Below are 20,835 nucleotides of genomic sequence, written 5' to 3' on the forward strand. Positions count from 1 at the left end.
TTGTTGCTCAAAAAGTATAGCCAAGCCTTGAGCATTAGCTCAAAAACACAGTTTATTTTCTTGGCAACAATTTTGCCGATTTCAGCAAAACCTGCGTCACTGGCACGTCGGGCCAATTGAGTTTACTGTTGTGCTCGGTGGGTACAACGGCCATGGCCTCCAATATCTCGCGACCTTCCACTACCTCGCCGAATACTGCGTATCCCCAGCGACGCTTCGATGGGTCAAGCTTTTTGTTATCGGCGACATTGAAGTAAAACTGGCGAGTGGCGGTATGCGGATCGTTCTCCCGTGCCATGGCGATGGTGCCAAAGCTGTTGGACAGGCCGTTGCCGGATTCGTTGAAGATAGGCTTATCCTCGGCTTTCTCTTCAAGCTTGGGATTCAGCCCCCCGCCCTGGACAACAAACTCCGGAATAATGCGGTGAAAAATAGTGTTGTCGTACTCCCCTTTGACAACATAGGTCAGGAAGTTATCGACAGTGATGGGAGCACGGGTGCGATCCAGTTCCACCACAATTTTGCCCATGCTGGTGTCCATTTCCACCTGGGGATAGAGATTGTCGGGCTGAATATCCACCTTGGCTGCTTGCGCTAAGGCAGAGACAGTCAGCATCAGAGAGGCGATGATCCATTTCATGGTGTTTTCCTTGTTGTTATTGCATCAAAAACCGGTTTAGCTCAGGGTCGTTGACTATATCCCCGGCCAGTTGGGTGATGAGTTTATTCATTTCCAGCTCCAGGGTGGCCAAATCCAGACTGAATGGCCCTTTCATCGAGCCTTTGGCGCTGTAGCGTTTGGTGAAAATCTGTTGGCTGTTGCGTGCATATGCGCTGATAACAATTTCGTTTTCCGCTTCATAACCAATCATGGATTCACTGATGTCGGATTGGATCCGCTCAAGCTTAAGTTCAAGAAGGTTGCTTGCAGCCGGATCCAGGTCAAAGCCAATCTGGCGATAGGCACTTCGAAACAGCTCACCCAGCTGCCTGGCAGGAGGCTCGCCCGTGCCCATCAGTGTTGGGGGCTCATCTCCTTTGGTAATACGAACCGCATTCATGTTGGTGCGTGCATCTTCAGTAGTCAGTGCGATGCGTCCGTGGGCACTGGACTCCACAGCTGGAACATCCGGGCTCAATACCAAATAATTGGAAGGGCTTCCCGCACAGCCACCCAAAAGCAGTAGGGCGGTCAATAAACTCAGTGATTTTTTCATCATCTTTCCTGCCAGAGACAAAAGTCGCATCAGAATACCAGATTTGGCCTGTATCGCCAGCAGCCGCCTGATTCAGTAGGCATACAGTTCCCCGATGGCAAGCTATCGGCCAGGTATATTGACTTTTAGGTGAAAAATGAAAAGAGCAGTAGTGGCGGCATTGGTTACAGGTCTGATGTTTGGCAAGGCAGCAGCGGTTGACAGCTCACAATTGATTGGGGGCAGCCTGGGTTATGGCACCAGGGAGTTTGAGAGCCCGGATGCCCAGCTTTACGATGGCGGTGATGGCGTTAATTGGGATATTTGGTATCGCTTTATGTTCAGTGAACACTGGGGGGCAGAGCTTGGTTATGCACGGGGAGAGGGGGGAATTTTCAGCGCATTGATTGACCCGGTGAGTCAACTGCGTGACTTGAAATATGATGGTGGCCGGTTTTTTTTGGTGGGGCAGTTTCCGTTGTATGAGGGCGGCGGCCTGTACGCTAAAGCAGGTTATGGTATGTATCAAATTGATTACGAATACCAAAAGGCCAGGCATTACACCCATGATCAGGGTTTTAGCGGTGTGTTTGGGTTTCAACACAGATTCAAAAGCGGATTTGGTCTTCATGCTGAATATCAGTGGACGCCGATGGAGAAGTTGGCGGTATCCAGTGTAAACCTGGGGCTGTCATGGCAATTCTGACCACGCCATTTGTCAGCTTGGTTTCCCGGTCCTCTTGATGAACGGGCAATTCAAACAGCTGTTATAAAAATGTAGCTTAAAGGCTTTAATCACTCTGCAATTGGCGCTAGAGTAAAAAACCAAAAAATAACAACAAGACCATTATGAACAAGCAAAATGATGGCACCAGAGTGGGGCAGAGCCAGACCATGCTAACGCTGGGGCAGCAGGACTGTCTGATGGCAGCGGGACGCCCCTGTTTCGGTCATTTCGATGGGCCTGTCGCTGATTTGGGGTTGGATAAGTTTTTGCTGACCAATGAAATGGATGCCGCGGCAGGCCTGCTGCGTCGCCACTTTGGCTTCAAGCAATTTGAATTCGTCGCCATTCATACACCGCACTATCAAATAGGTGTGGCGCTGGCGGATATCCGCTATCTGGGCAGCGGTTTCTGTTATGTTTTTGATATAAAAAAAGGGCGTTTATATGAACGGCATTGGCTGAGGCCGCCAGGCAGTTATACGCTGGTACCATCGCCGGTGACGGGGCAAAGCCAGATGGCTGGTGTCACTATGTCGCGCAGTGATGGACTTTGGCGGTTAAGGCTGAGTCTGGATCTCGATGGCCTGGAACTTGATGCTGACGTCACTCTTCATCCCAAACCTCTGTCTCTGCCCATGGCGATGTGCTCTCCCACCGGTTACAGCGGCTGGACTTACACTCAAAAGCACAATGCACTCTCTTTGACTGGCAATCTTAAGATTAATCATGAACCACAACCACTGTCGCGGGCGTTGGCTGGTTACGATTTTTCTGCCGGTTATATGCGCCGTGAGACCAGTTGGCGCTGGGCGTCCATCAATGCCATGGCGGGCGATGTACGCTTGGGGCTGAATCTGGCTGCTGGCGTTAATGAAACCGGCAGCAGTGAAAATGTACTTTGGATTGATGGGGTAAGGCGTCATCTCAGTGGCGTGCATTTTGAGTTCAACAGGGGGACGGAACCCGTGGGAGGCTGGCGGATTTGGTCCGAGCGAGATGAGCTTGAACTGCAGTTTACACCGCAAGGTTGTCGTTCTGAAAAACTGGATCTCTGGCTGCTGAAAAGCAACTTTCGGCAGTATCTCGGCCGGTTCAGCGGCTGGGTGAAAGATGAAAAGGGTGACAAGTTACACCTTGATGGCGTATTTGGGCTGACTGAGGATCACTTTGCCAAGTGGTAGATAGCCTGCATTTATAATAATAACAAGGATTTAAGTTAATGATGGATACACTTACCCAACACCCGGAGTTGCTGCTGCTTGCTTTGGCACCGATTTTTTTGCTTTGTATGGCGCTTGAGTGGCTGGTGGCCAATGTGCGTGGCAAACTGCCTCAAACCGCCCGATATCGGTTACCTGAGCTTGCTTGCAATCTGAGCCTTGCGGGTATGCATCAACTGGCAGATTTGTTGGCAGGATTTGCTATAGCCAAGTTGTATTTATGGCTGTTCGGCTGGCGCCTTTTTGATATTGAGATGAACCTGAAGAGTTTTTTACTGCTGTTGCTGGCTCAGGACTTTTGTTATTACTGGTTTCATCGCGCCAGCCACCGTTGCCGCTGGATGTGGGCTGCCCATGTGGCGCATCACAGCTCGGAAAATATGAATTTCTCCACAGCGTTTCGTCAAAGCCTGATGTACCCGCTGGCAGGCATGTGGCTTTTTTGGATCCCGCTGGTAATAATTGGTTTTGATCCTGCCTGGGTAGTCTTCTCAGTGCTCGCGAGTCTTGGGTTTCAGTTTTTTGTGCATACTCAGCTGGTGGACAAGCTCGGCCCGCTGGAGTGGCTGTTCAATACTCCCAGTCACCACAGGGTTCACCATGGATCCAACCCGCAATATATAGATAAAAATTACGCTGGGGTGCTGATTATCTGGGACCGATTGTTTGGCACCTTTGTTAAAGAAGAAGAAACCGTGCGCTATGGCATTACCAAGCCGGTAAACAGTTTTAATCCGCTGGTGGTGACGTTCAGTGAATGGCGCGACATGTTTCGTGACGCCTGTGCGCCCGGACTCTCTGTTAATGCACGCTTGCGGCAACTGTTTGCTCCGCCGTCCAACAGTAAAGAGTGATAACCCGGGAGTGAGCTGGTAACTGCAAGAGTTTGCCAGCTCCCTATGCCTTTACCGTTAGAATCGAGTCCGATTGCTATCCTGTCCCGCGGGTTTTTGTTGCACGGCTCGCCTGATGGTTCTCGATGAAACTGATTATTTTTGCCGCAACATCAATCCCGGTTGCTTCCTCGATGCCTTTCAGTCCCGGAGATGAGTTGACTTCCATCACCAGTGGCCCATGCATCGACCGAAGAATGTCAACACCAGCCACGTTCAATCCAATGGTTTTGGCGGCTCTTACGGCAGTAGAACGTTCTTCCGGGGTTAATTTTACCAGGGTTGCCGTGCCTCCCCTGTGTAAATTGGAGCGGAATTCACCCGCCATGGCCTGACGTTTCATCGCTGCTATCACCTTGTCGCCGATAACAAAACAGCGAATATCGGCACCGCCTGCCTCTGAAATATATTCCTGAACCATAATGTTGGCTTTCAGCCCCATAAAGGCTTCGATAACACTTTCGGCGGCTTTGCGGGTTTCGGCCAGCACCACACCAATGCCCTGTGTTCCCTCCAGCAATTTAATTACGCACGGGGCTCCACCTACCATTCTCAGCAGATCCGGTACATCAGCCGGCTTGTTGGCAAATCCGGTAACCGGAAGACCAATGTTTTTCCGCGACAGCAACTGCAAGGAACGTAATTTATCCCGGGAGCGGGTGATGGCCACTGATTCATTGAGTGGTTGAACCCCCATCATCTCAAACTGCCTCAATACAGCAGTACCGTAAAAAGTGACAGAGGCGCCGATACGCGGAATTACGGCGTCAAATGCGGGCAGGATCTCGCCTTTGGCGTGTATGCTGGGCGATGTCATATTGATATTCATATAACAGGTCAGTGGATCTATCACCATGGCCTCATGGCCTCGATTGGAAATAGCTTCAACGAGCCTGCTGGTGGAATACAGATTTTTATTGCGGGATAGAATGGCAATTCTCATTGGGTCCCTCCGATTAAATAGGATGCCGCCGGGTCGACCAGAAAACGGCCTGTCATGGCACGTCGTCCAAGCAGCATACGAAAACGCATGTTGTCACGATTGCTGAGTGTTAATTCCAATTCAAATTCATGCTCACCCAGTATTAAACTTGTTTTGATGACAAATCGTAATTGCCGGTGGCCGCCGGAATCTGTTACCAGGCGCCTATCATGTACCGGAAACTCGCAGCGGACACTGCGGTTTGAGCCTTGCTCCGGATGCAGCCAGATTTCTACCCATTTCACCTTGTTCCGTTGAAATGGCCTGATTTTGTGAGCGTGCAGGCAGGAGGTCTTGGCACCGGTATCGATTTTGATTTTGATTTTTTCTGCGCCTATCTCTGGGAGCACGCCCCATTCGCGCCATCCAATCACCGGCAGAGGGGGTGATATCATGCTTAATTCCATTGCTTTTTTATCTTAAGCCTAAGCATAGAACTTCAGCGGCGGACTTGCTTAACCAAGACTGGGATTGTCTGTTCGATGTATAGAAAAACGGGTAAGCTTGATGGCAAATATATCGGGTAAGCCAAGGGAAGTTAATGAAACTGTTTGTATTTGAGCATTGTCCTTATTGTGTACGGGCTTCGATGCTGGCGGGGTATAAGCAGCTGGAGATCGAAATAGAAGTCCTGGCCAATGACGATGTAGACAGTCGCATCCGTATGGTCGGTGCCAACATGGTGCCGATTCTGCAAAAGGATGATGGCAGTTTTATGGGAGAGAGCCTGGATATTGTGGCTTATCTCGATGCATGGGATAACAGTCCATTGTTGCAACCTGCCCGCCATGAGGCCGCAATTCTGTCATGGCTCAAAGAGGCAGGGGGGTACAGTGCGCCGCTACTGCATCCGCGAAATGTGAGATTGGGGCTAAAGGAATACAATTCGGCCGCCGCTATTGCCTGGTACACTCAAAATAAAAGTGCCGCCATGGGGATGAGCTTTGAAACAGCGCTGGCGCGTTCGTCTGAGTTTATTGCCGGACTGAATCTGATGTTCAGCGGTCTTTCCTTTATTTCTCTTCCTTCAGAACGGGCAAACAGGCTGTCTTACGATGATATTTTGCTCTATCCCACGCTCAGAAATTTGACAGCGGTAAAGGGGCTTGAATTTGGTGAGCATGTACGTCGTTACATCGATGAAGTTACCGCGTTGACCAAAGTCAGTTTATTTGATGAAAAAGCTCTCTAAACCGGGTGGTGTAACGGGGTGAATGAGCGGATTATCAGAATGGCGAAATGGCACAGCCCGGTTTGAAGCACGCCTGCCATAGCAAAAAAAAGAGCGCTGAGCGCTCTTTTTTTATGCAACCGATTGCAGGATAACAAATTTGCCATTGCTGGCGATGGTTTTGCAATTGCCGAATAATCGCTTGAGTTTGACGTGATAGCCCAGATGACGATTGCCAACGATATGCAGCAGTCCACCGGGTTTGAGGCTGCGTTTGGCGTCATTGAACATCTGCCAGGCGATATGGTCTGTGATGGCTTCGCCCTGGTGGAAGGGCGGGTTACACAGCACCAGGTCGGCACTGATACCGGCATCAAGATGACTGAGGCAATCGTCCCAGTGGAACTTACCCAGGTCAGGGTTAAGTTTGTTTAAGGCCCAGTTGGCCATGGCACTGGCCACTGCCATGGCGGATTCATCCACAAAATGGACATTGGCATTGGGGTATAGCCTGGCGGTCTGCAATCCGAGCACGCCATTGCCACAGCCCAAATCAATCACCTGGCTGAAATCTCCAACGGGCAGATTATCCAGCATTAATCTGGCACCAATGTCGAGCTTATTGGCGGCGAACACATTGCTGTGGTTTTCCAGTATCAATCCAAGCTCAGGAACTGGCCAGCGGTTTGGTTTGGACAGTGGCCGCGGCTTACCATCGGCGGTGACAACAATCACGCGGGTCTTTTTCCAGGCGAGGCTGGCATTGGCTTCACCCAGATTTTTACCTATCAGTGTCAACAGCGATTGATTAATGTGTTTGGCCTTGGCGCCAATCAATACCTGCTGTCCGGCCCGTAGAGTCTGGCTTAGCTGACTTAAGGTATCTGCGAAAAAATTAAGGTTTTTCGGCAGTTTCATCAAAATAGCGGCGTCATTGCCCAGTGACTGCAATTGGCTGCAATCGTGAAAATGAATCTCTTGTTGGCAAAGAGAATTCGACTGCAGATTTTCAAGGGCTCCCAGGTGGGCAGTGCGGCCATCGGCGGCAAAATCGATAGGTGTATCACCGTGGCGGGCGCGCAGCGCACAGGTGAGGGCGCCAAAGCTGTCGTTAATCACCAGCCAGCGGCGGGGCAACATACCTGACTCATCAAGGTGTTTCAGCAGATGTTCGTCGGCGGCATCCCAGGCTTGCAGGTTGGCATCGCTGCTGTCGGGGTAGCGCTTGAGGATAAGCGGGTTATCCAAGCCGGGAAAGAGGGCTGAAAATTGGGTCGTCATATGTCACAGTATCCTTGAGCGGGGGCGGGATTATCGCAAATTACGACGCCGATTGGTATTGAGGGATATGAATAAAAGGACTGCAGATCTGGCAGAGCAGTTTACTCTTGGCTTATCAGGCGGTGTGAGCTCTTCAGATGAAGTGGCTGATGACGCGCGGCCGCCTGTTACCCACGTAGCTGGCTATCTCTCGGTGGTGCAGCAGCAGGCGCTGCTCGCCGAGACCAGACTCTATGCCTTCAGCTCGCCCGAGGTGAGGGTGTTTGGCAAGTGGCACAAAATTCCCCGAGAGCAAATTTGGTTTGCTGACCCCGGATGTGAGTACCGTTATTCCCAACTCCTGATTGAGCCAAGCCCCTGGCCAAAATATGCGCTGAAATTAAGAGAGAAACTAAACCGTGACTTTGGCGCAGACTTCAATGGTTGCCTCGTCAACCACTACCGCAATGGCCGCGATGCCATGGGGTTTCACGCTGATGATGAGCCGGAGCTGATTGCATCGGCTCCGGTGGCTATTGTGAGTTTGGGACAGCCCAGGCCGTTTGTGATTCGAAGGCGGTCCGATGGTCATAAGGTCAGGTTACTGCTGCAAAGTGGTGATTTACTGCTGATGCACGCTCCGATGCAGACACTGTGGGAGCATGCTGTTCCCCGCTCTGAGCGATCTATGGATGCACGGGTTAGCTTTACTTTCAGAGCCTTGAAGGTCGGTTATCATTCCACGAATTAATCGTAATGGGTTCTGTGCACTTGGCCACAGAACAGGTTAAGTCTGGGCGCTACAGTGGAGGCAGTATTGGCGCCGAAGCACCATAATTTGTCTGTGGGTTCAACGGCTGTTGCAGGAGGCTTAAGATGAAAATTCAGTTTGTTTCCACCGTGGTTGGTCCTCTGGGGCCTGATGTGCTTAAGTCTCTGGCGACGCTGAGCCGCGAATGCGGCGCCGAGTGGTTGTCGAGTAAGCTCATCATGCTCGATGGTCAATTTGCAGCCATGATGCGGGTCAGCATCGATGATGATAAAGATGCGCAGTTACGTACCCGCCTTGAACAGGCTTTTCCCAATTTAAGCTTTGTTTACGCGCCCGTGGTGGCTGCCCCTGATGAGACCGAAGAGCTCAGCATTGAGCTTGATTGCAGTGACAGACCCGGCCTGACCCGGGATATCAACGATATTCTTGCCAATCTCGGGGTTGGTGTAAGCCAGATGGAGAGCCACAGGTTGCAGGTTACCAGTTTGGGGCGCACCGTTTTTAATGCCAATATGCAGCTTAAATTGCCCGCAGGTGTTGATACGACCACCCTGGTGACGGCGCTTGAGGCGGTTGAACCCAATGCCCGGGTTTATCCCAAATCCGCAGCTGTTTGACCTTTTGCGGCGGCAGCGCTAACCTGCCGCCATCTGTTTCTTAAATGAATGTCTTATGTCTGTTGCCGATATTATCCATGCCAAATTGACCGAAGCGCTTGCCCCTGTGCATCTTGAGGTTATTAACGAAAGCCATATGCACCATGTTCCCAAGAACTCTGAGACGCATTTTAAAGTGGTGATTGCCAGTGCTGCCTTTGAAGGGCTGCGATTGATTGGCCGACACCGTGCTGTCAACGCAGCCTTGGCCGATGAATTGGTCGCAGGCGTGCATGCGCTGTCAATGCATACCTACACTCCGGATGAATGGCAGGCGCTGGAGGCGGTACCGTCCTCGCCCAAGTGCAGAGGATAAGTCTGTCACTCGTTTAAGGTGCCCGCAGATGCGGGCATTTTTGTTTTTAGCCAGTCTATCTGCGTATCCACTCAGACCATTTGCCGGTTTCTTCTGTGTGCATTTTCTGTTATCAATGTGTTGCATTAATAACGATAAAAAGCATCAGTAAAAACAGTATTATGGGAAAAATAATTCAATTACTTGAAGGGCTTGGCGAGTTCGTTGGTCGGCTGGTGGGGTGGTTTACCCTGGCCATGGTGATCCTGACTCTTGCTGTGGTGTTGCTGCGCTATGGTTTTTCAACCGGTGCCACGGCAATGCAGGAAACAGCCCTTTATCTTCATGGTGCCGTGTTTACCCTTGCGGCAGGCTTTACTTTAAAGCGCGAGGCCCATGTACGGGTCGATGTTTTTTATCGCCAGTTTTCCGAGCGCAGCCGCCATTGGGTCGACTTTATCGGCACCTTGGTGTTCCTGCTGCCATTGTGTATCGCGATCTTTTACTTTTGTCTCGACTATGTGCTGCGTTCCTGGCGTATTCAGGAAGCCTCCATTGAGGCGGGAGGCTTACCGTTTGTTTATCTGCAAAAAACGTTGCTGCTTGGTCTTTGTATCAGTTTGATTATCCAGGGCCTGTGTGAGTTGTATCGCCATGGAAAGGCACTCTTTTACAAGGGGGCTTGCTGATGGCGCTGCTGCTGTTTGCGATTATCTGTCTGGTATTAATGCTGGGCTATCCGGTGGCGCTTACCCTGGGAGGCGTGGCCTTTTTATTTGCAGTGGTGGCGAGCTTTTTTGGCGCCTTTGACATGGGGTTGTTTGGCCTGCTGCCGAACCGAATTTACGGCATTATTAATAATGACATTTTGATGGCAGTGCCGCTGTTTGTGTTTATGGGGGTTGTGCTTGAAAAGTCCCGCATTGCAGAGCAGTTGCTCACCACCATGAGTGACCTGTTTGGTCGCTTGCGGGGTGGCTTGATTTTCAGTGTGTTTTTGGTGGGCATGTTGCTTGCGGCAAGTACCGGGATTGTCGGCGCAACCGTGGTCACCATGGGACTGATGAGCTTGCCAACGTTGCTCAAGCGTGGTTACAGCCCTGAGTTCAGCGCGGGTGCCATTTGTGCCACCGGTACTCTGGGGCAAATAATTCCGCCTTCCATAGCGTTGGTGTTGCTTGGGGATGTACTCTCTAATGCTTATCAACAGGCGCAGCTGAAAATGGGGATTTTTAACCCCAAGTCGGTGTCGGTGGGCGATTTGTTTGCCGGTGCGCTTATCCCCGGACTCCTGTTGGTTCTGTTATATGTGCTCTACACCCTGTTTCGGCTGTGGCGCCATCCTGAGGATTTTGGGGATGAGGTTGCTGAAGACCGCGAGCCTATTTCCATTTCGCGGGTTATATCAGCGCTTTTGCCTCCGCTGCTGCTCATTCTGTTGGTTCTGGGCTCCATCCTTACAGGCATTGCTACCCCCACGGAAGCGGCTTCGGTTGGCGCTGCCGGGGCGCTATTTATTGCCATCGGTAAACGTCAGCTCAGCATGCTGGCACTGAAAGAAGTGATGCAAAGCACGGTGAAAATCACCTCCATGGTGTTCCTGATCCTGATTGGTGCATCGGTGTTTTCGTTGGTGTTTCGCGGCCTTGGCGGCGAAGAGCTGATCCATGAGCTCTTTATGTCCATGCCCGGCGGTGTGGTGGGTGCCATGCTGTTGGTCATGGCGGTTATCTTCCTGCTGGGCTTTATTCTGGATTTTATCGAAATCACCTTTGTGGTGGTGCCCTTGGTGGCGCCTATTTTGTTGGCGATGGGCTTGGACCCAGTCTGGCTTGGGATCATGATTGCCATGAACCTGCAGACCTCTTTCTTAACGCCGCCCTTTGGTTTTGCGCTTTTCTATCTGCGCGGAGTGACCGGCGATACCGTGTCCAGCGGGCAGATTTACCGGGGAGTCATTCCCTTTGTGGTACTGCAGCTGGTGATGTTGCTGCTGCTGAGCCTTTGGCCGGGACTGGCCACCTGGTTACCGTCAGTGCTTTATGGCAACTGATGGTCAAAACTGATGACAGGAGTTATTCAAGATGATGCGTAAAGTAGGCTTTTCGGTGCTGGCAACGGCACTTTTATTGATGGGCTGCAATGATGACAAAGCCCCGGCTGATCAGTCTCAGGTGGCTGAGGCAAAAACCATTGAGTGGAAACTGGCAACCTCATGGCCAAAAAATTTTCCGGGCCTGGGTACTGCACCAGAACATTTTGCCACAATGGTTGAGGAAATGTCTGCTGGCCGTCTGAAAATCAAGGTTTATGGTGCCGGAGAATTGTTACCCGCATTGGAAGTATTTGATGCGGTCAGTGAAGGTTCGGTGCAGATGGGACACAGCGCCGCTTACTATTGGAAGGGCAAAGCCCCGGCAGCACAGTTTTTTACTTCTATTCCCTTTGGTCTCAACGCTCAGGAGATGAATGGCTGGCTTACCTATGGTGGTGGTCAGGAGCTTTGGGAGGAAGTGTATGCTCCCTTCGGTATATTGCCTATGCCCGGTGGTAACAGCGGCGTGCAGATGGGGGGCTGGTTTAATAAAGAAATCAATGGGCTTGATGATTTGAATGGGCTGAAGATGCGTCTGCCAGGTCTTGGTGGTGAGGTGCTCAAACGCCTCGGAGGCGTGCCTGTGGTGCTGCCGGGGCGCGAGCTCTATACCGCCATGCAGACAGGCGCAATTGATGCCACTGAATGGGTGGGCCCATATAACGATTTAGCGTTCGGTCTGCACAAGGTCGCCAGGTACTACTATTATCCGGGTTGGCATGAGCCAGGCACCACGCTTGAGTTTCTGATTAATAAAGAGGCCTTTAACAAGCTGCCAAAGGATTTGCAGGCTATAGTGCGGGTGGCGGCCAAGGCCACGAATCAGGATATGCTTGATGAGTACACCACCCGCCATGTGGGCGCGTTGGATTCTCTTATCAATGAGCATGGTGTGCAGCTGCGTCAGTTCCCTGAGGAGGTAATGGACGGGCTTCGCAAAACCTCGGCCGAGGTGATTGCCGAGCAGTCGGCTCAGGACCCCATGATGCAAAAGGTGTTTGATGCCTACCGTAACTATGAGCGTGGCGTGCGCGAGTATCACCTTATATCAGAGGACGCGTATAGCCGACTCAGACAATGAGTTTTTGCCAGCGGGCTTTAATGCTATGCTTGGCCAACATTGCAACACCACTTTTTGCCCCGGATTAAGGGGCTGGAGAGCACCATGCCTTTATTGGACAGTTTCACCGTTGACCATACCCGTATGAATGCCCCTGCAGTGCGGGTGGCCAAGACCATGAGTACCCCCAAGGGTGACACCATTACTGTGTTTGATCTGCGTTTTTGTGCCCCCAACAAGGACATCCTCAGTGAGCGGGGTATTCACACGCTGGAGCACCTGTTTGCCGGCTTTATGCGCGATCATTTAAACGGCAACGGCGTTGAAATTATCGATATTTCGCCCATGGGGTGTCGCACCGGTTTTTACATGAGTCTGATTGGTGAGCCGAGTGAAAAGCGTGTTGCTGACGCTTGGCTTGCCGCTATGGAGGATGTGCTCAAGGTTGCCGATCAGAAGGCTATTCCCGAGCTAAACGAATACCAGTGCGGTACTTATGAGATGCATTCTCTGGAGCAGGCGCAGGATATCGCCCGCAACATTATTGCCGCAGGTGTCAGCGTAAACCGTAACGATGAGCTCAAGTTGGCTGATGAAATTCTGAACCAGCTCTAATTTATTGAACGTCATATTGAAAAAGCGGCACGAGCCGCTTTTTTTTCGTCTAAAATCATTCATGTCACAAAGAAATAACAATAATCTGGCCATCGGGAGAGGCCTTTTGGGATAACTGGATGAAACGTACCCCAGCGCTAATTACCTGTTTTTTGGCCGCAGCCACCCCTGCCTTCAGTATGGCCAATACGTCACCCTCCACAGACATCAGCCAGATGTTGGTTGAGAATCTTGGCCTTAATACCCCCTCAACTCTGGTCGTGCAACCTGCAGGCCTGATGTATGGCAGAAATACCGTTATGGGGCTGAGTCGCTATTATCAGGCCAGTAGTCGGCATACCTCGCCCGGATTCTCGGGAATTGACCTGGCGCTTGCCGAAAACGTAGCACCGGGGGTATGGATGGATGTGGGACGTTTTGGCGTGGATTCTCTGTCATTTTGCGATTCGCTGAGCCGTAATTGTGATGGGGGCGTTAAGAGCGACTACCTGCTCAGAGACGTCGGTCAAGGTGGCCGCAGGTTTGGATTGGAAGCGAGTTCAGACAGCAGTGGCGCGATAAATGCCGCTTACGCCGCCAGCAATGAGGCGCTGGATTTTGATATCCGCGGTAGTCACCTGCGCAAGCCTGGTAGCAGTGGTGTATATGATACCGAAGATACTGAGCTGATGTTTTCTCTGGGCGCTTCCAGTTTGCCTGGTGCGAAAATGAAACAGCGCACTGAGCTGAGCTGGTTATTTCAGGAAAGCAGCTTGCCCCTGGAAGGGGACCATCAGTTGGTCAATCGCGAGCGACAGCGTATTCATCTCAACCACCATTCCGGTCAAGTGGGTCAAAGCCACAGCCGTACCGACTTATTTTGGCAGGAGAGCACCATTGGATTTGAAATCCATGGGGGGGCAGAGCCTGCCGAAACTAATCTTGTTGAGTATTTTGAGGCAGGGGGCATTCCGGGAATGGGGGCGGGAGCATCTTACGGAGAAACTCGCTACCAGAGTTATGGGCTGCAAAGTCAGAACAGCGCATTTTATGGAAAGCACCTGTTCAGTTATCTGCTTGGCTACCAACGTGACAGTGCTGATTACACCCATGCCGGTCGTCCGGCGTTGCAAGGCATCACGGATACGGCGAGCGTGTTGACCGTCGGTCTTGAAGCCAGATTCAATTTATCCTGGATGGAGCTGGTCTTGGATAGCGGTTGGCAAAGAGCCGATGTTGAAAGGGATAGCAGCGAAGCGGGCACTGACTCATTGGTTAATGCCAATGTGGAAGGATGGCGTTATGGACTGGGGTTGTTGATGCTGGATAGGCATTTTAGTATCTGGGGGCGCCATGGATTCACACCTCCGGCGCCATCGAACGATTCGGCCTCAATGGAATTATTTGATGGCTTTAGCATTGATGGCGTTTGGCCTGCGGGCAGTTTTACCCTGAAAGGACAGATGTGGACTCGCCAGTATGAAAATATGCATCTCGATTGCACTGAGCTTGACTACTGTAATGGGCTTAAAGGGGCACAGCAGTTCAATTTGGCGGATGTGGATGCAATAGGTGCAGGACTTTCAGCAACCTGGTTGGGAGAGTTTGGTTCCTTTTCGATTCCCCTGTCTGTGGGGATCGAGGAAAGCCGCAGTGAAATCACCACCCCCCAGTGTCTTTCGGTGGTAAGCCGTTGTTTCAGAGCTGACGATGAGATCCCCTGGCTGCCAGAGCGCCAGTTATCAATGGCGCTTGGGATCAGGACTGGCGAATGGTCAATGACGGTGTCCGGAAGGCAAACAACATATCCGGAGGGAGATAACACCAGGGTGGATGCTGTCTTTGCCTGGACACACAGGCAACATAGCGCCTACCTCAGGGCGGAAAATCTGACACAAGAGGATGCCCCCTTCGCTGACTCGGAATTTGGGCTTCGGGAAGGCGAAGTTTTATTCAGTTTAGGCTACAGTTGGCACGGTTGATTCGACACAAAGTTTGCAATTAAACGCCATTGGCTCAGCTATCAAAGTAGTTGGGCTTTTTTTTTGCGAGGTTGTCGATTAACCAATTGAATATTAGTAATTAAAATAATAGTTTGTGTACATAACGGTTTTATGCAAGTGCAGGGTTTTGCCTTGGTGTAAAACCTGAATTTTCACGGTGAAAAACGGCCTGTTAAGTTTGAAAACACGTATAATTTTCGTGGCGATAGCAGGGCGTTTGGGGTAAAATGCGCGCGACCAGCGTGATTGCGATCGCATTTCTGTGATAAATCTGCGCCAGCTCAACGCTAACGATTTGTTTTAAATCGGGTGTCTAGCAGGAACGCGGCGCGTTGTCTTTCCTTCAAACGTAGTGCATGTGGATATGATTACAATTAAGAAAGGATTGGATCTGCCCTTGGCGGGTGGTCCAGAGCAAGTTATCCATGATGGCCCAGCCATTAAACACGTAGCTACATTGGGTGAAGAGTATATTGGCATGCGTCCTACCATGAAAGTTAAGGTAGGCGATAAGGTAGCCAAGGGGCAGGTGATCTTCGAAGATAAGAAGAATCCCGGCGTTAAATATACGGCTTTAGCCAGTGGTACTATTTCTGAAATCAACCGGGGTGCGAAGCGAGTTCTCCAGTCTGTGGTGATTGAACTTGAGGGCAACGAAGCTGTTGCATTTGCCAAGTACGATGCGACGCAGTTGGATTCTCTGAGCGATGAGCAAGTCAGAAGCAATCTGATTGAATCAGGTTTGTGGACTGCTATTCGTACCCGTCCTTTCAGCAAAGTTCCTGCAGTTGATGCTTCTCCTGCCGGCATCTTTGTTACTGCAACTGATACTAACCCTCATGCTGCCGATCCTGCTTTGGTGATCGCCGAGCATAAAGAAGACTTTGCCAATGGCCTTAAGGTACTGGCAAGACTGACCGAGGGTAAGGTTTACCTGTGTAAAGCGCCTGGCGCTGACATTCCTGCTGCCAATGCCGAAGTCCATGAGTTCGGTGGCAAGCATCCTGCCGGTCTGGCGGGTACCCATATCCACTTTATTCTGCCTGCGTCTGCCCATCGCTCGGTGTGGCATGTCGGTTACCAGGACGTGATAGCCTTTGGTCAGCTATTCACAACTGGTGAATTGAACGCAAACCGTGTGATTTCCATTGCCGGTCCTAAAGCTGTTAAGCCTCGTTTGGTTCGCACTTTGGTTGGAGCCAGCATTGAGACTCTTACAGCGGGTGAGGCTGAGTCAGGTGTTGTGCGTAAAGTGTCAGGTTCTGTGCTTAATGGCCGAATTGCAACGGGTGCTCACGCCTATCTGGGGCGTTACCATCTGCAGGTGAGTCTCCTGGAAGAGGGTACCGAGAAGGAATTTATCGGCTGGATGTTGCCAGGTGCTGATAAGTTTTCTATTACCCGTGCCTTCCTGTCGCACCTTTCGCCAAGCCGTTTGTTCAAGATGACAACCAGCACCGGTGGTTCAGACCGCGCCATGGTACCTATTGGGAACTACGAGCGTGTAATGCCGTTGGACATATTGCCAACCATGCTGCTGCGTGATCTTGTTTCCGGCGATATCGACGGTGCGATCACTCTGGGTGCATTGGAGCTGGATGAAGAAGATTTGGCACTGTGTACCTTTGTGTGCCCGGGCAAGTATGACTACGGTTCCTATCTGCGCAGCTGCCTGGATACGGTAGAGAGGGAAGGCTGATGAGCTTGAAAGATTTTCTTGAGCGTATTGAACCGCAATTTGAAAAAGGCGGTAAATACGAGAAGTGGTACGCCCTGTATGAAGCGGCCGCCACTATTTTCTATACCCCAGGTTTGGTGAGCAAGGGCAAGACCCACGTTCGCGACAACCTTGACCTCAAGCGTATGATGATCACCGTGTGGGCATGTGCTTTCCCGGCGATGTTTGTTGGTATGTACAACGTAGGTTTACAGGCTCAGTTGGCTCTGGCTGCTGGCTTTGGTACTCCTGATGTTTGGCAGGTCAGCCTGTTTGGGATCCTCGGCACTGAAATGACTGCCGATGCCGGTTGGGCCACTCTGATGTGGTATGGCGCCTGTTTCTTCCTGCCTATTTATGCCGTGACTTTCGCCGTCGGCGGTATCTGGGAAGTGTTGTTCGCCATGGTACGCGGTCATGAAGTAAACGAAGGATTCTTCGTAACTTCTATTCTGTTCGCCCTGACTTTGCCTGCCACTATCCCACTGTGGATGGTTGCTCTGGGTATCACTTTTGGTGTTGTGGTTGCCAAAGAAGTGTTCGGTGGTACCGGACGCAACTTCTTAAACCCAGCGCTGGCTGGTCGTGCCTTCCTGTTCTTTGCCTATCCGCTGAACATGTCAGGTGATACCAGCTGGGTTGTGGCCGATGGCTTCTCAGGTGCAACTCATCTGAGCCAGGCTGCTACCGGTACTCTGGAATATGGTCTGAACCAGGATTGGTGGAATGCCTTCTTCGGCTTTATCCCGGGTTCTGTGGGTGAAGTATCGACTCTCGCTATTCTGCTCGGTGGTTTGGTTATCGTTTATACCCGCATCGCCTCCTGGCGCATTGTTGGTGGTGTAATGCTGGGTATGATGGCTGTTTCAACCCTGCTGAACCTTATTGGTTCCGATACCAACCCGATGTTTGCCATGCCATGGTACTGGCATCTGGTTCTGGGTGGGTTTGCCTTCGGTATGATGTTCATGGCGACTGACCCAGTGTCAGCCTCTTTCACCAACCAGGCCAAGTGGGCTTACGGTATCCTGATCGGTGCCATGGCGGTGTTCATTCGTGTGATCAACCCTGCGTTCCCTGAAGGTATGATGTTGGCTATTCTGTTTGCCAACCTGTTTGCGCCACTGTTCGACCATTTCGTGGTACAGGCAAATATCAAGCGGAGGATTGCCCGTGGCTAATACTAAAGATTCGTTCGGCAGAACGCTGTTTATCGTTGTTGGCCTGTGCTTGGTTTGCTCGATTTTTGTATCGACCGCAGCCGTGGTTCTGCGCCCGACTCAGCAGGAAAACAAGCTGCTGGATAAGCAAAAGTACATTCTGGAAGCTGCAAGCCTGATGGATACCAAGGCTGCAAACGTGACCAAGGCTGATATCCTGGCTACCTACAATAAATATGTGGAAGCCCGTGTTATTAACCTGAAGTCTGGTGAGTTTGTGGAAGGTGTTGATGGCAATACCTTTGATCAGGAAAAAGCCAGCCGCGATCCCAAGACCTCTTCCAAGCCTGTGAATGACGTTGCTTCTATCAAGCGCGTACCAGATCAGGCGGTGGTGTATCTGGTGCGTGACGATGCCGGCGTGCTCAAGACTGTGATCCTGCCTGTTAAAGGTTATGGTCTGTGGTCTACCATGTTTGCCTTCCTGGCGCTTGAGCCTGATCTGAATACCATTCAGGGTCTGGTTTATTACGACTTCACCGGTTCTGGTGAGACTCCAGGTCTGGGTGGCGAAGTGCAGAATCCCAAGTGGAAAGCGCTGTGGCAAGGCAAGAAACTGTTCGATGAACAGGGCAAGCTGGCCATCAGTGTAACCAAGAACCCGGCAGTAGCCGCTTCTGTGCATGGCGTTGATGCTCTGTCTGGTGCAACTCTGACCAGCAACGGTGTTCAGCACTCGCTGACGTTCTGGCTGGGTAAAGAAGGTTTTGCGAGTTTCATTGAAAAAGCACGCAACGGAGGGCTGAGCTAATGGCCAACGAACTGAAAAAGGTTCTTACCGGACCGCTGATTAGCAACAACCCCATTGCCCTGCAGGTTCTGGGTGTATGTAGCGCACTGGCTGTAACCAGTAAACTGGAAACGGCACTGGTGATGACCCTGGCTCTGACCGCGGTGACCGCGTTCTCTAACCTGTTCATCTCCATGATCCGTAATCATATCCCTAACAGCGTGCGTATTATCGTGCAGATGGCGATTATCGCCTCGCTGGTAATCGTAGTTGACCAGGTGCTGCAGGCGTATGCCTACGACGTGGCCAAGCAGCTGTCGGTATTCGTGGGCCTTATCATCACCAACTGTATCGTGATGGGCCGCGCCGAAGCTTACGCCATGAAGACTCCTCCTATGATGAGTTTTATGGACGGTATCGGTAACGGTCTGGGTTATGGTGCCATCCTGTTGTCAGTGGGCTTCGTGCGTGAATTGTTCGGTAATGGTTCGCTGTTCGGCATTGAGATCCTGTCCAAGATCTCCGATGGTGGCTGGTATCAGCCAAACGGTTTGCTGCTGCTGCCACCGAGTGCGTTCTTCCTGATCGGTGCACTGATTTGGATTATCCGCACCTATAAGCCTGAGCAAGTTGAAGCAAAAGGATAAGGTCAATGGAACATTATATCAGTCTGTTAATCCGCTCTGTTTTCATTGAAAACATGGCCCTGTCCTTCTTCCTTGGTATGTGTACCTTCCTGGCTGTGTCCAAGAAAGTGAAGACTGCCATGGGTCTGGGCATTGCGGTTATTGTGGTACTGGCTATTTCTGTACCCGCTAACCAAATCATTTATCAGGGCATTCTGGCTCCTGGCGCACTGGCATGGGCCGGCGTACCTGAGGCCGATCTGAGCTTCCTGAAATTCATCACCTTTATCGGTGTAATCGCCGCGCTGGTGCAGATCCTTGAGATGGCTTTGGACAAGTACTTTCCACCTTTGTACAACGCGCTGGGTATCTTCCTGCCGTTGATTACTGTGAACTGTGCTATTTTCGGTGCCGTATCTTTCATGGTTGAGCGTGACTATAACCTGCCAGAATCATTGGTTTATGGTATCGGTTCAGGTATCGGCTGGGCGTTGGCCATCGTACTGCTGGCGGGTATCCGTGAGAAAATGAAGTACGCCGATGTACCTGATGGTCTGCGTGGTCTGGGGATTACCTTTATCACTGCCGGTCTGATGGCTCTGGGTTTCATGTCGTTCTCTGGTGTGTCCCTGTAAAGGGGCACCTCAAGAAGGCTCTTCAGTAAAAGCCTTCTAAGGATTAGTTAATGGAAAATTTAGATATTTTTCTGGGCGTTGGGATGTTTACCGCCATTGTACTGGTGTTGGTGTTGGTGATTTTGTTCGCCAAGTCCAAGCTGGTATCAAGCGGTGATATCACCATCGGTATCAATGATGACCCCGCCAAAGCAATCACCACCGAAGCAGGCGGCAAGCTGCTCGGTGCTCTGGCCAACAGCGGTATCTTCGTATCTTCTGCCTGTGGCGGCGGTGGTTCCTGTGGCCAGTGCCGTGTACATGTGAAGGCCGGTGGTGGCGATATTCTGCCAACCGAACTGGATCACATCTCCAAAGGTGAAGCCAAGAAGGGCTGTCGTCTGGCATGTCAGGTTAACGTTAAATCTGACATGGAGATTGAACTGGAAGAAGAAATCTTCGGTATCAAGAAGTGGGAATGTACTGTTATCTCTAACGATAACAAGGCGACCTTCATTAAAGAGCTTAAGCTGGCCATTCCTGATGGTGAGTCTGTGCCTTTCCGTGCCGGTGGTTACATCCAGATTGAAGCCCCTGCGCACCATGTTAAGTACGCTGACTACGATATTCCCGCTAAATACCGTGGCGACTGGGAACACTTCGGCTTCTTCAAGCTGGAGTCAAAAGTGGATGAGCCGACTATTCGTGCATACTCCATGGCCAACTACCCGGAAGAGTTCGGCATCATCATGCTGAACGTGCGTATCGCTACGCCTCCACCACGTAACCTGAGCCTGCCATGCGGCAAGATGTCTTCGTACATCTGGAGCCTGAAGGAAGGTGATAAGGTGACTATCTCCGGACCATTCGGTGAATTCTTCGCGAAAGACACCAATGCCGAGATGGTATTCGTGGGCGGTGGTGCCGGTATGGCGCCAATGCGTTCACACATCTTCGACCAGCTTAAGCGTTTGAAGAGCAAGCGTAAGATGAGCTTCTGGTAC

Annotated in this window: 23 protein-coding genes; 18 read left to right on the top strand and 5 right to left on the bottom strand. The window is 51.2% G+C overall.

All coding sequences use genetic code 11. The annotated features are described in order from the left end of the window. Positions 1 to 52: 52 nt before the first annotated feature. The gene (locus ABYK60_RS12080) at positions 53 to 640 is read right to left on the bottom strand and encodes a peptidylprolyl isomerase (RefSeq protein ID WP_372872274.1); all 588 of its coding nucleotides are present in this window, start codon (positions 638 to 640) and stop codon (positions 53 to 55) included. 16 nt (positions 641 to 656) lie between these two features. After that, on the bottom strand, positions 657 to 1,217 hold the full coding sequence (locus tag ABYK60_RS12085) for a YajG family lipoprotein (protein WP_372872275.1): 561 nt from the start codon (positions 1,215 to 1,217) through the stop codon (positions 657 to 659). A gap of 136 nt (positions 1,218 to 1,353) precedes the next feature. Here ABYK60_RS12085 and ABYK60_RS12090 point away from each other — a divergent pair, with 136 nt between their 5' ends. The 3 genes from ABYK60_RS12090 (at position 1,354) to ABYK60_RS12100 (ending at position 3,997) form a co-directional block, all read left to right on the top strand. Next, positions 1,354 to 1,902, top strand: a complete 549-nt coding sequence (locus tag ABYK60_RS12090) for an outer membrane beta-barrel protein (protein ID WP_372872276.1) — start codon at positions 1,354 to 1,356, stop codon at positions 1,900 to 1,902. Between the two features lie 143 nt (positions 1,903 to 2,045). Then, positions 2,046 to 3,104: a DUF2804 domain-containing protein gene (locus tag ABYK60_RS12095; protein ID WP_372872277.1), complete on the top strand. Its 1,059-nt coding sequence runs from the start codon at positions 2,046 to 2,048 to the stop codon at positions 3,102 to 3,104. A 38-nt stretch (positions 3,105 to 3,142) separates the two neighbouring features. Beyond that, the gene (locus ABYK60_RS12100) at positions 3,143 to 3,997 is read left to right on the top strand and encodes a sterol desaturase family protein (protein ID WP_372872278.1); all 855 of its coding nucleotides are present in this window, start codon (positions 3,143 to 3,145) and stop codon (positions 3,995 to 3,997) included. A 76-nt stretch (positions 3,998 to 4,073) separates the two neighbouring features. On the opposite strand, the gene rimK is transcribed toward ABYK60_RS12100, so the two are convergent. Further along, positions 4,074 to 4,979, bottom strand: a complete 906-nt coding sequence (gene rimK, locus ABYK60_RS12105; RefSeq protein WP_372872279.1) for a 30S ribosomal protein S6--L-glutamate ligase — start codon at positions 4,977 to 4,979, stop codon at positions 4,074 to 4,076. Beyond that, positions 4,976 to 5,413 carry an ATP-dependent zinc protease gene (locus ABYK60_RS12110; protein WP_372872280.1) on the bottom strand — a complete coding sequence of 146 codons (438 nt, stop codon included), beginning with the start codon at positions 5,411 to 5,413 and terminating at the stop codon, positions 4,976 to 4,978. Before ABYK60_RS12110 ends, rimK begins: the two co-directional genes overlap by 4 nt. 146 nt (positions 5,414 to 5,559) lie before the next feature. Here ABYK60_RS12110 and grxB point away from each other — a divergent pair, with 146 nt between their 5' ends. Continuing rightward, positions 5,560 to 6,210: a glutaredoxin 2 gene (grxB, locus tag ABYK60_RS12115; protein ID WP_372872281.1), complete on the top strand. Its 651-nt coding sequence runs from the start codon at positions 5,560 to 5,562 to the stop codon at positions 6,208 to 6,210. Positions 6,211 to 6,321: 111 nt separating this feature from the next. Here grxB and ABYK60_RS12120 read toward each other — a convergent pair whose 3' ends face one another. Further along, on the bottom strand, positions 6,322 to 7,470 hold the full coding sequence (locus ABYK60_RS12120) for a methyltransferase (protein WP_372872282.1): 1,149 nt from the start codon (positions 7,468 to 7,470) through the stop codon (positions 6,322 to 6,324). 67 nt (positions 7,471 to 7,537) lie between these two features. On the opposite strand from ABYK60_RS12120, the gene ABYK60_RS12125 reads away from it, so the two are divergent. The 14 genes from ABYK60_RS12125 to nqrF all read left to right on the top strand — a co-directional run. After that, positions 7,538 to 8,200, top strand: coding sequence for an alpha-ketoglutarate-dependent dioxygenase AlkB (locus ABYK60_RS12125; protein ID WP_372872283.1), 663 nt, complete (start codon positions 7,538 to 7,540; stop codon positions 8,198 to 8,200). 125 nt (positions 8,201 to 8,325) lie between these two features. Continuing rightward, complete coding sequence (locus ABYK60_RS12130; RefSeq protein ID WP_372872284.1) at positions 8,326 to 8,838, top strand: glycine cleavage system protein R; 513 nt, start codon at positions 8,326 to 8,328, stop codon at positions 8,836 to 8,838. Between the two features lie 55 nt (positions 8,839 to 8,893). Next, the gene (locus ABYK60_RS12135; RefSeq protein WP_372872285.1) at positions 8,894 to 9,193 is read left to right on the top strand and encodes a BolA family protein; all 300 of its coding nucleotides are present in this window, start codon (positions 8,894 to 8,896) and stop codon (positions 9,191 to 9,193) included. A 161-nt stretch (positions 9,194 to 9,354) separates the two neighbouring features. Continuing rightward, entirely contained in the window at positions 9,355 to 9,861 is a 507-nt protein-coding gene (locus ABYK60_RS12140) for a TRAP transporter small permease subunit (protein ID WP_372872286.1), read from the top strand. Beyond that, the gene (locus ABYK60_RS12145) at positions 9,861 to 11,225 is read left to right on the top strand and encodes a TRAP transporter large permease subunit (protein WP_372872287.1); all 1,365 of its coding nucleotides are present in this window, start codon (positions 9,861 to 9,863) and stop codon (positions 11,223 to 11,225) included. The genes ABYK60_RS12140 and ABYK60_RS12145 overlap by 1 nt, the downstream gene beginning before the upstream one ends. Positions 11,226 to 11,259: 34 nt before the next feature. Then, complete coding sequence (locus tag ABYK60_RS12150; RefSeq protein ID WP_372872296.1) at positions 11,260 to 12,348, top strand: TRAP transporter substrate-binding protein; 1,089 nt, start codon at positions 11,260 to 11,262, stop codon at positions 12,346 to 12,348. Between the two features lie 84 nt (positions 12,349 to 12,432). Further along, on the top strand, positions 12,433 to 12,942 hold the full coding sequence (luxS, locus tag ABYK60_RS12155; protein ID WP_372872288.1) for an S-ribosylhomocysteine lyase: 510 nt from the start codon (positions 12,433 to 12,435) through the stop codon (positions 12,940 to 12,942). 119 nt (positions 12,943 to 13,061) lie between these two features. Beyond that, positions 13,062 to 14,903: a hypothetical protein gene (locus tag ABYK60_RS12160; RefSeq protein WP_372872289.1), complete on the top strand. Its 1,842-nt coding sequence runs from the start codon at positions 13,062 to 13,064 to the stop codon at positions 14,901 to 14,903. A 385-nt stretch (positions 14,904 to 15,288) separates the two neighbouring features. Beyond that, positions 15,289 to 16,623, top strand: a complete 1,335-nt coding sequence (locus ABYK60_RS12165) for a Na(+)-translocating NADH-quinone reductase subunit A (protein ID WP_372872290.1) — start codon at positions 15,289 to 15,291, stop codon at positions 16,621 to 16,623. Beyond that, a complete protein-coding gene (locus tag ABYK60_RS12170) occupies positions 16,623 to 17,822 on the top strand; it encodes an NADH:ubiquinone reductase (Na(+)-transporting) subunit B (protein WP_372872291.1) in 1,200 nt (399 codons plus the stop codon). Before ABYK60_RS12165 ends, ABYK60_RS12170 begins: the two co-directional genes overlap by 1 nt. Beyond that, positions 17,815 to 18,612 carry a Na(+)-translocating NADH-quinone reductase subunit C gene (locus ABYK60_RS12175; protein ID WP_372872292.1) on the top strand — a complete coding sequence of 266 codons (798 nt, stop codon included), beginning with the start codon at positions 17,815 to 17,817 and terminating at the stop codon, positions 18,610 to 18,612. Before ABYK60_RS12170 ends, ABYK60_RS12175 begins: the two co-directional genes overlap by 8 nt. Next, positions 18,612 to 19,238, top strand: a complete 627-nt coding sequence (locus ABYK60_RS12180; protein ID WP_372872293.1) for an NADH:ubiquinone reductase (Na(+)-transporting) subunit D — start codon at positions 18,612 to 18,614, stop codon at positions 19,236 to 19,238. The genes ABYK60_RS12175 and ABYK60_RS12180 overlap by 1 nt, the downstream gene beginning before the upstream one ends. Positions 19,239 to 19,243: 5 nt before the next feature. Continuing rightward, positions 19,244 to 19,852 (top strand): NADH:ubiquinone reductase (Na(+)-transporting) subunit E, encoded by a 609-nt coding sequence (gene nqrE, locus ABYK60_RS12185; protein WP_372872294.1) that lies wholly within the window; start codon positions 19,244 to 19,246, stop codon positions 19,850 to 19,852. A 50-nt stretch (positions 19,853 to 19,902) separates the two neighbouring features. Next, a partial coding sequence (nqrF, locus tag ABYK60_RS12190) for an NADH:ubiquinone reductase (Na(+)-transporting) subunit F (protein WP_372872295.1) occupies positions 19,903 to 20,835 on the top strand: 933 nt, incomplete at its 3' end.

The organism is Shewanella sp. (assembly GCF_041630135.1).
Lineage (GTDB): Bacteria > Pseudomonadota > Gammaproteobacteria > Enterobacterales > Shewanellaceae > Shewanella.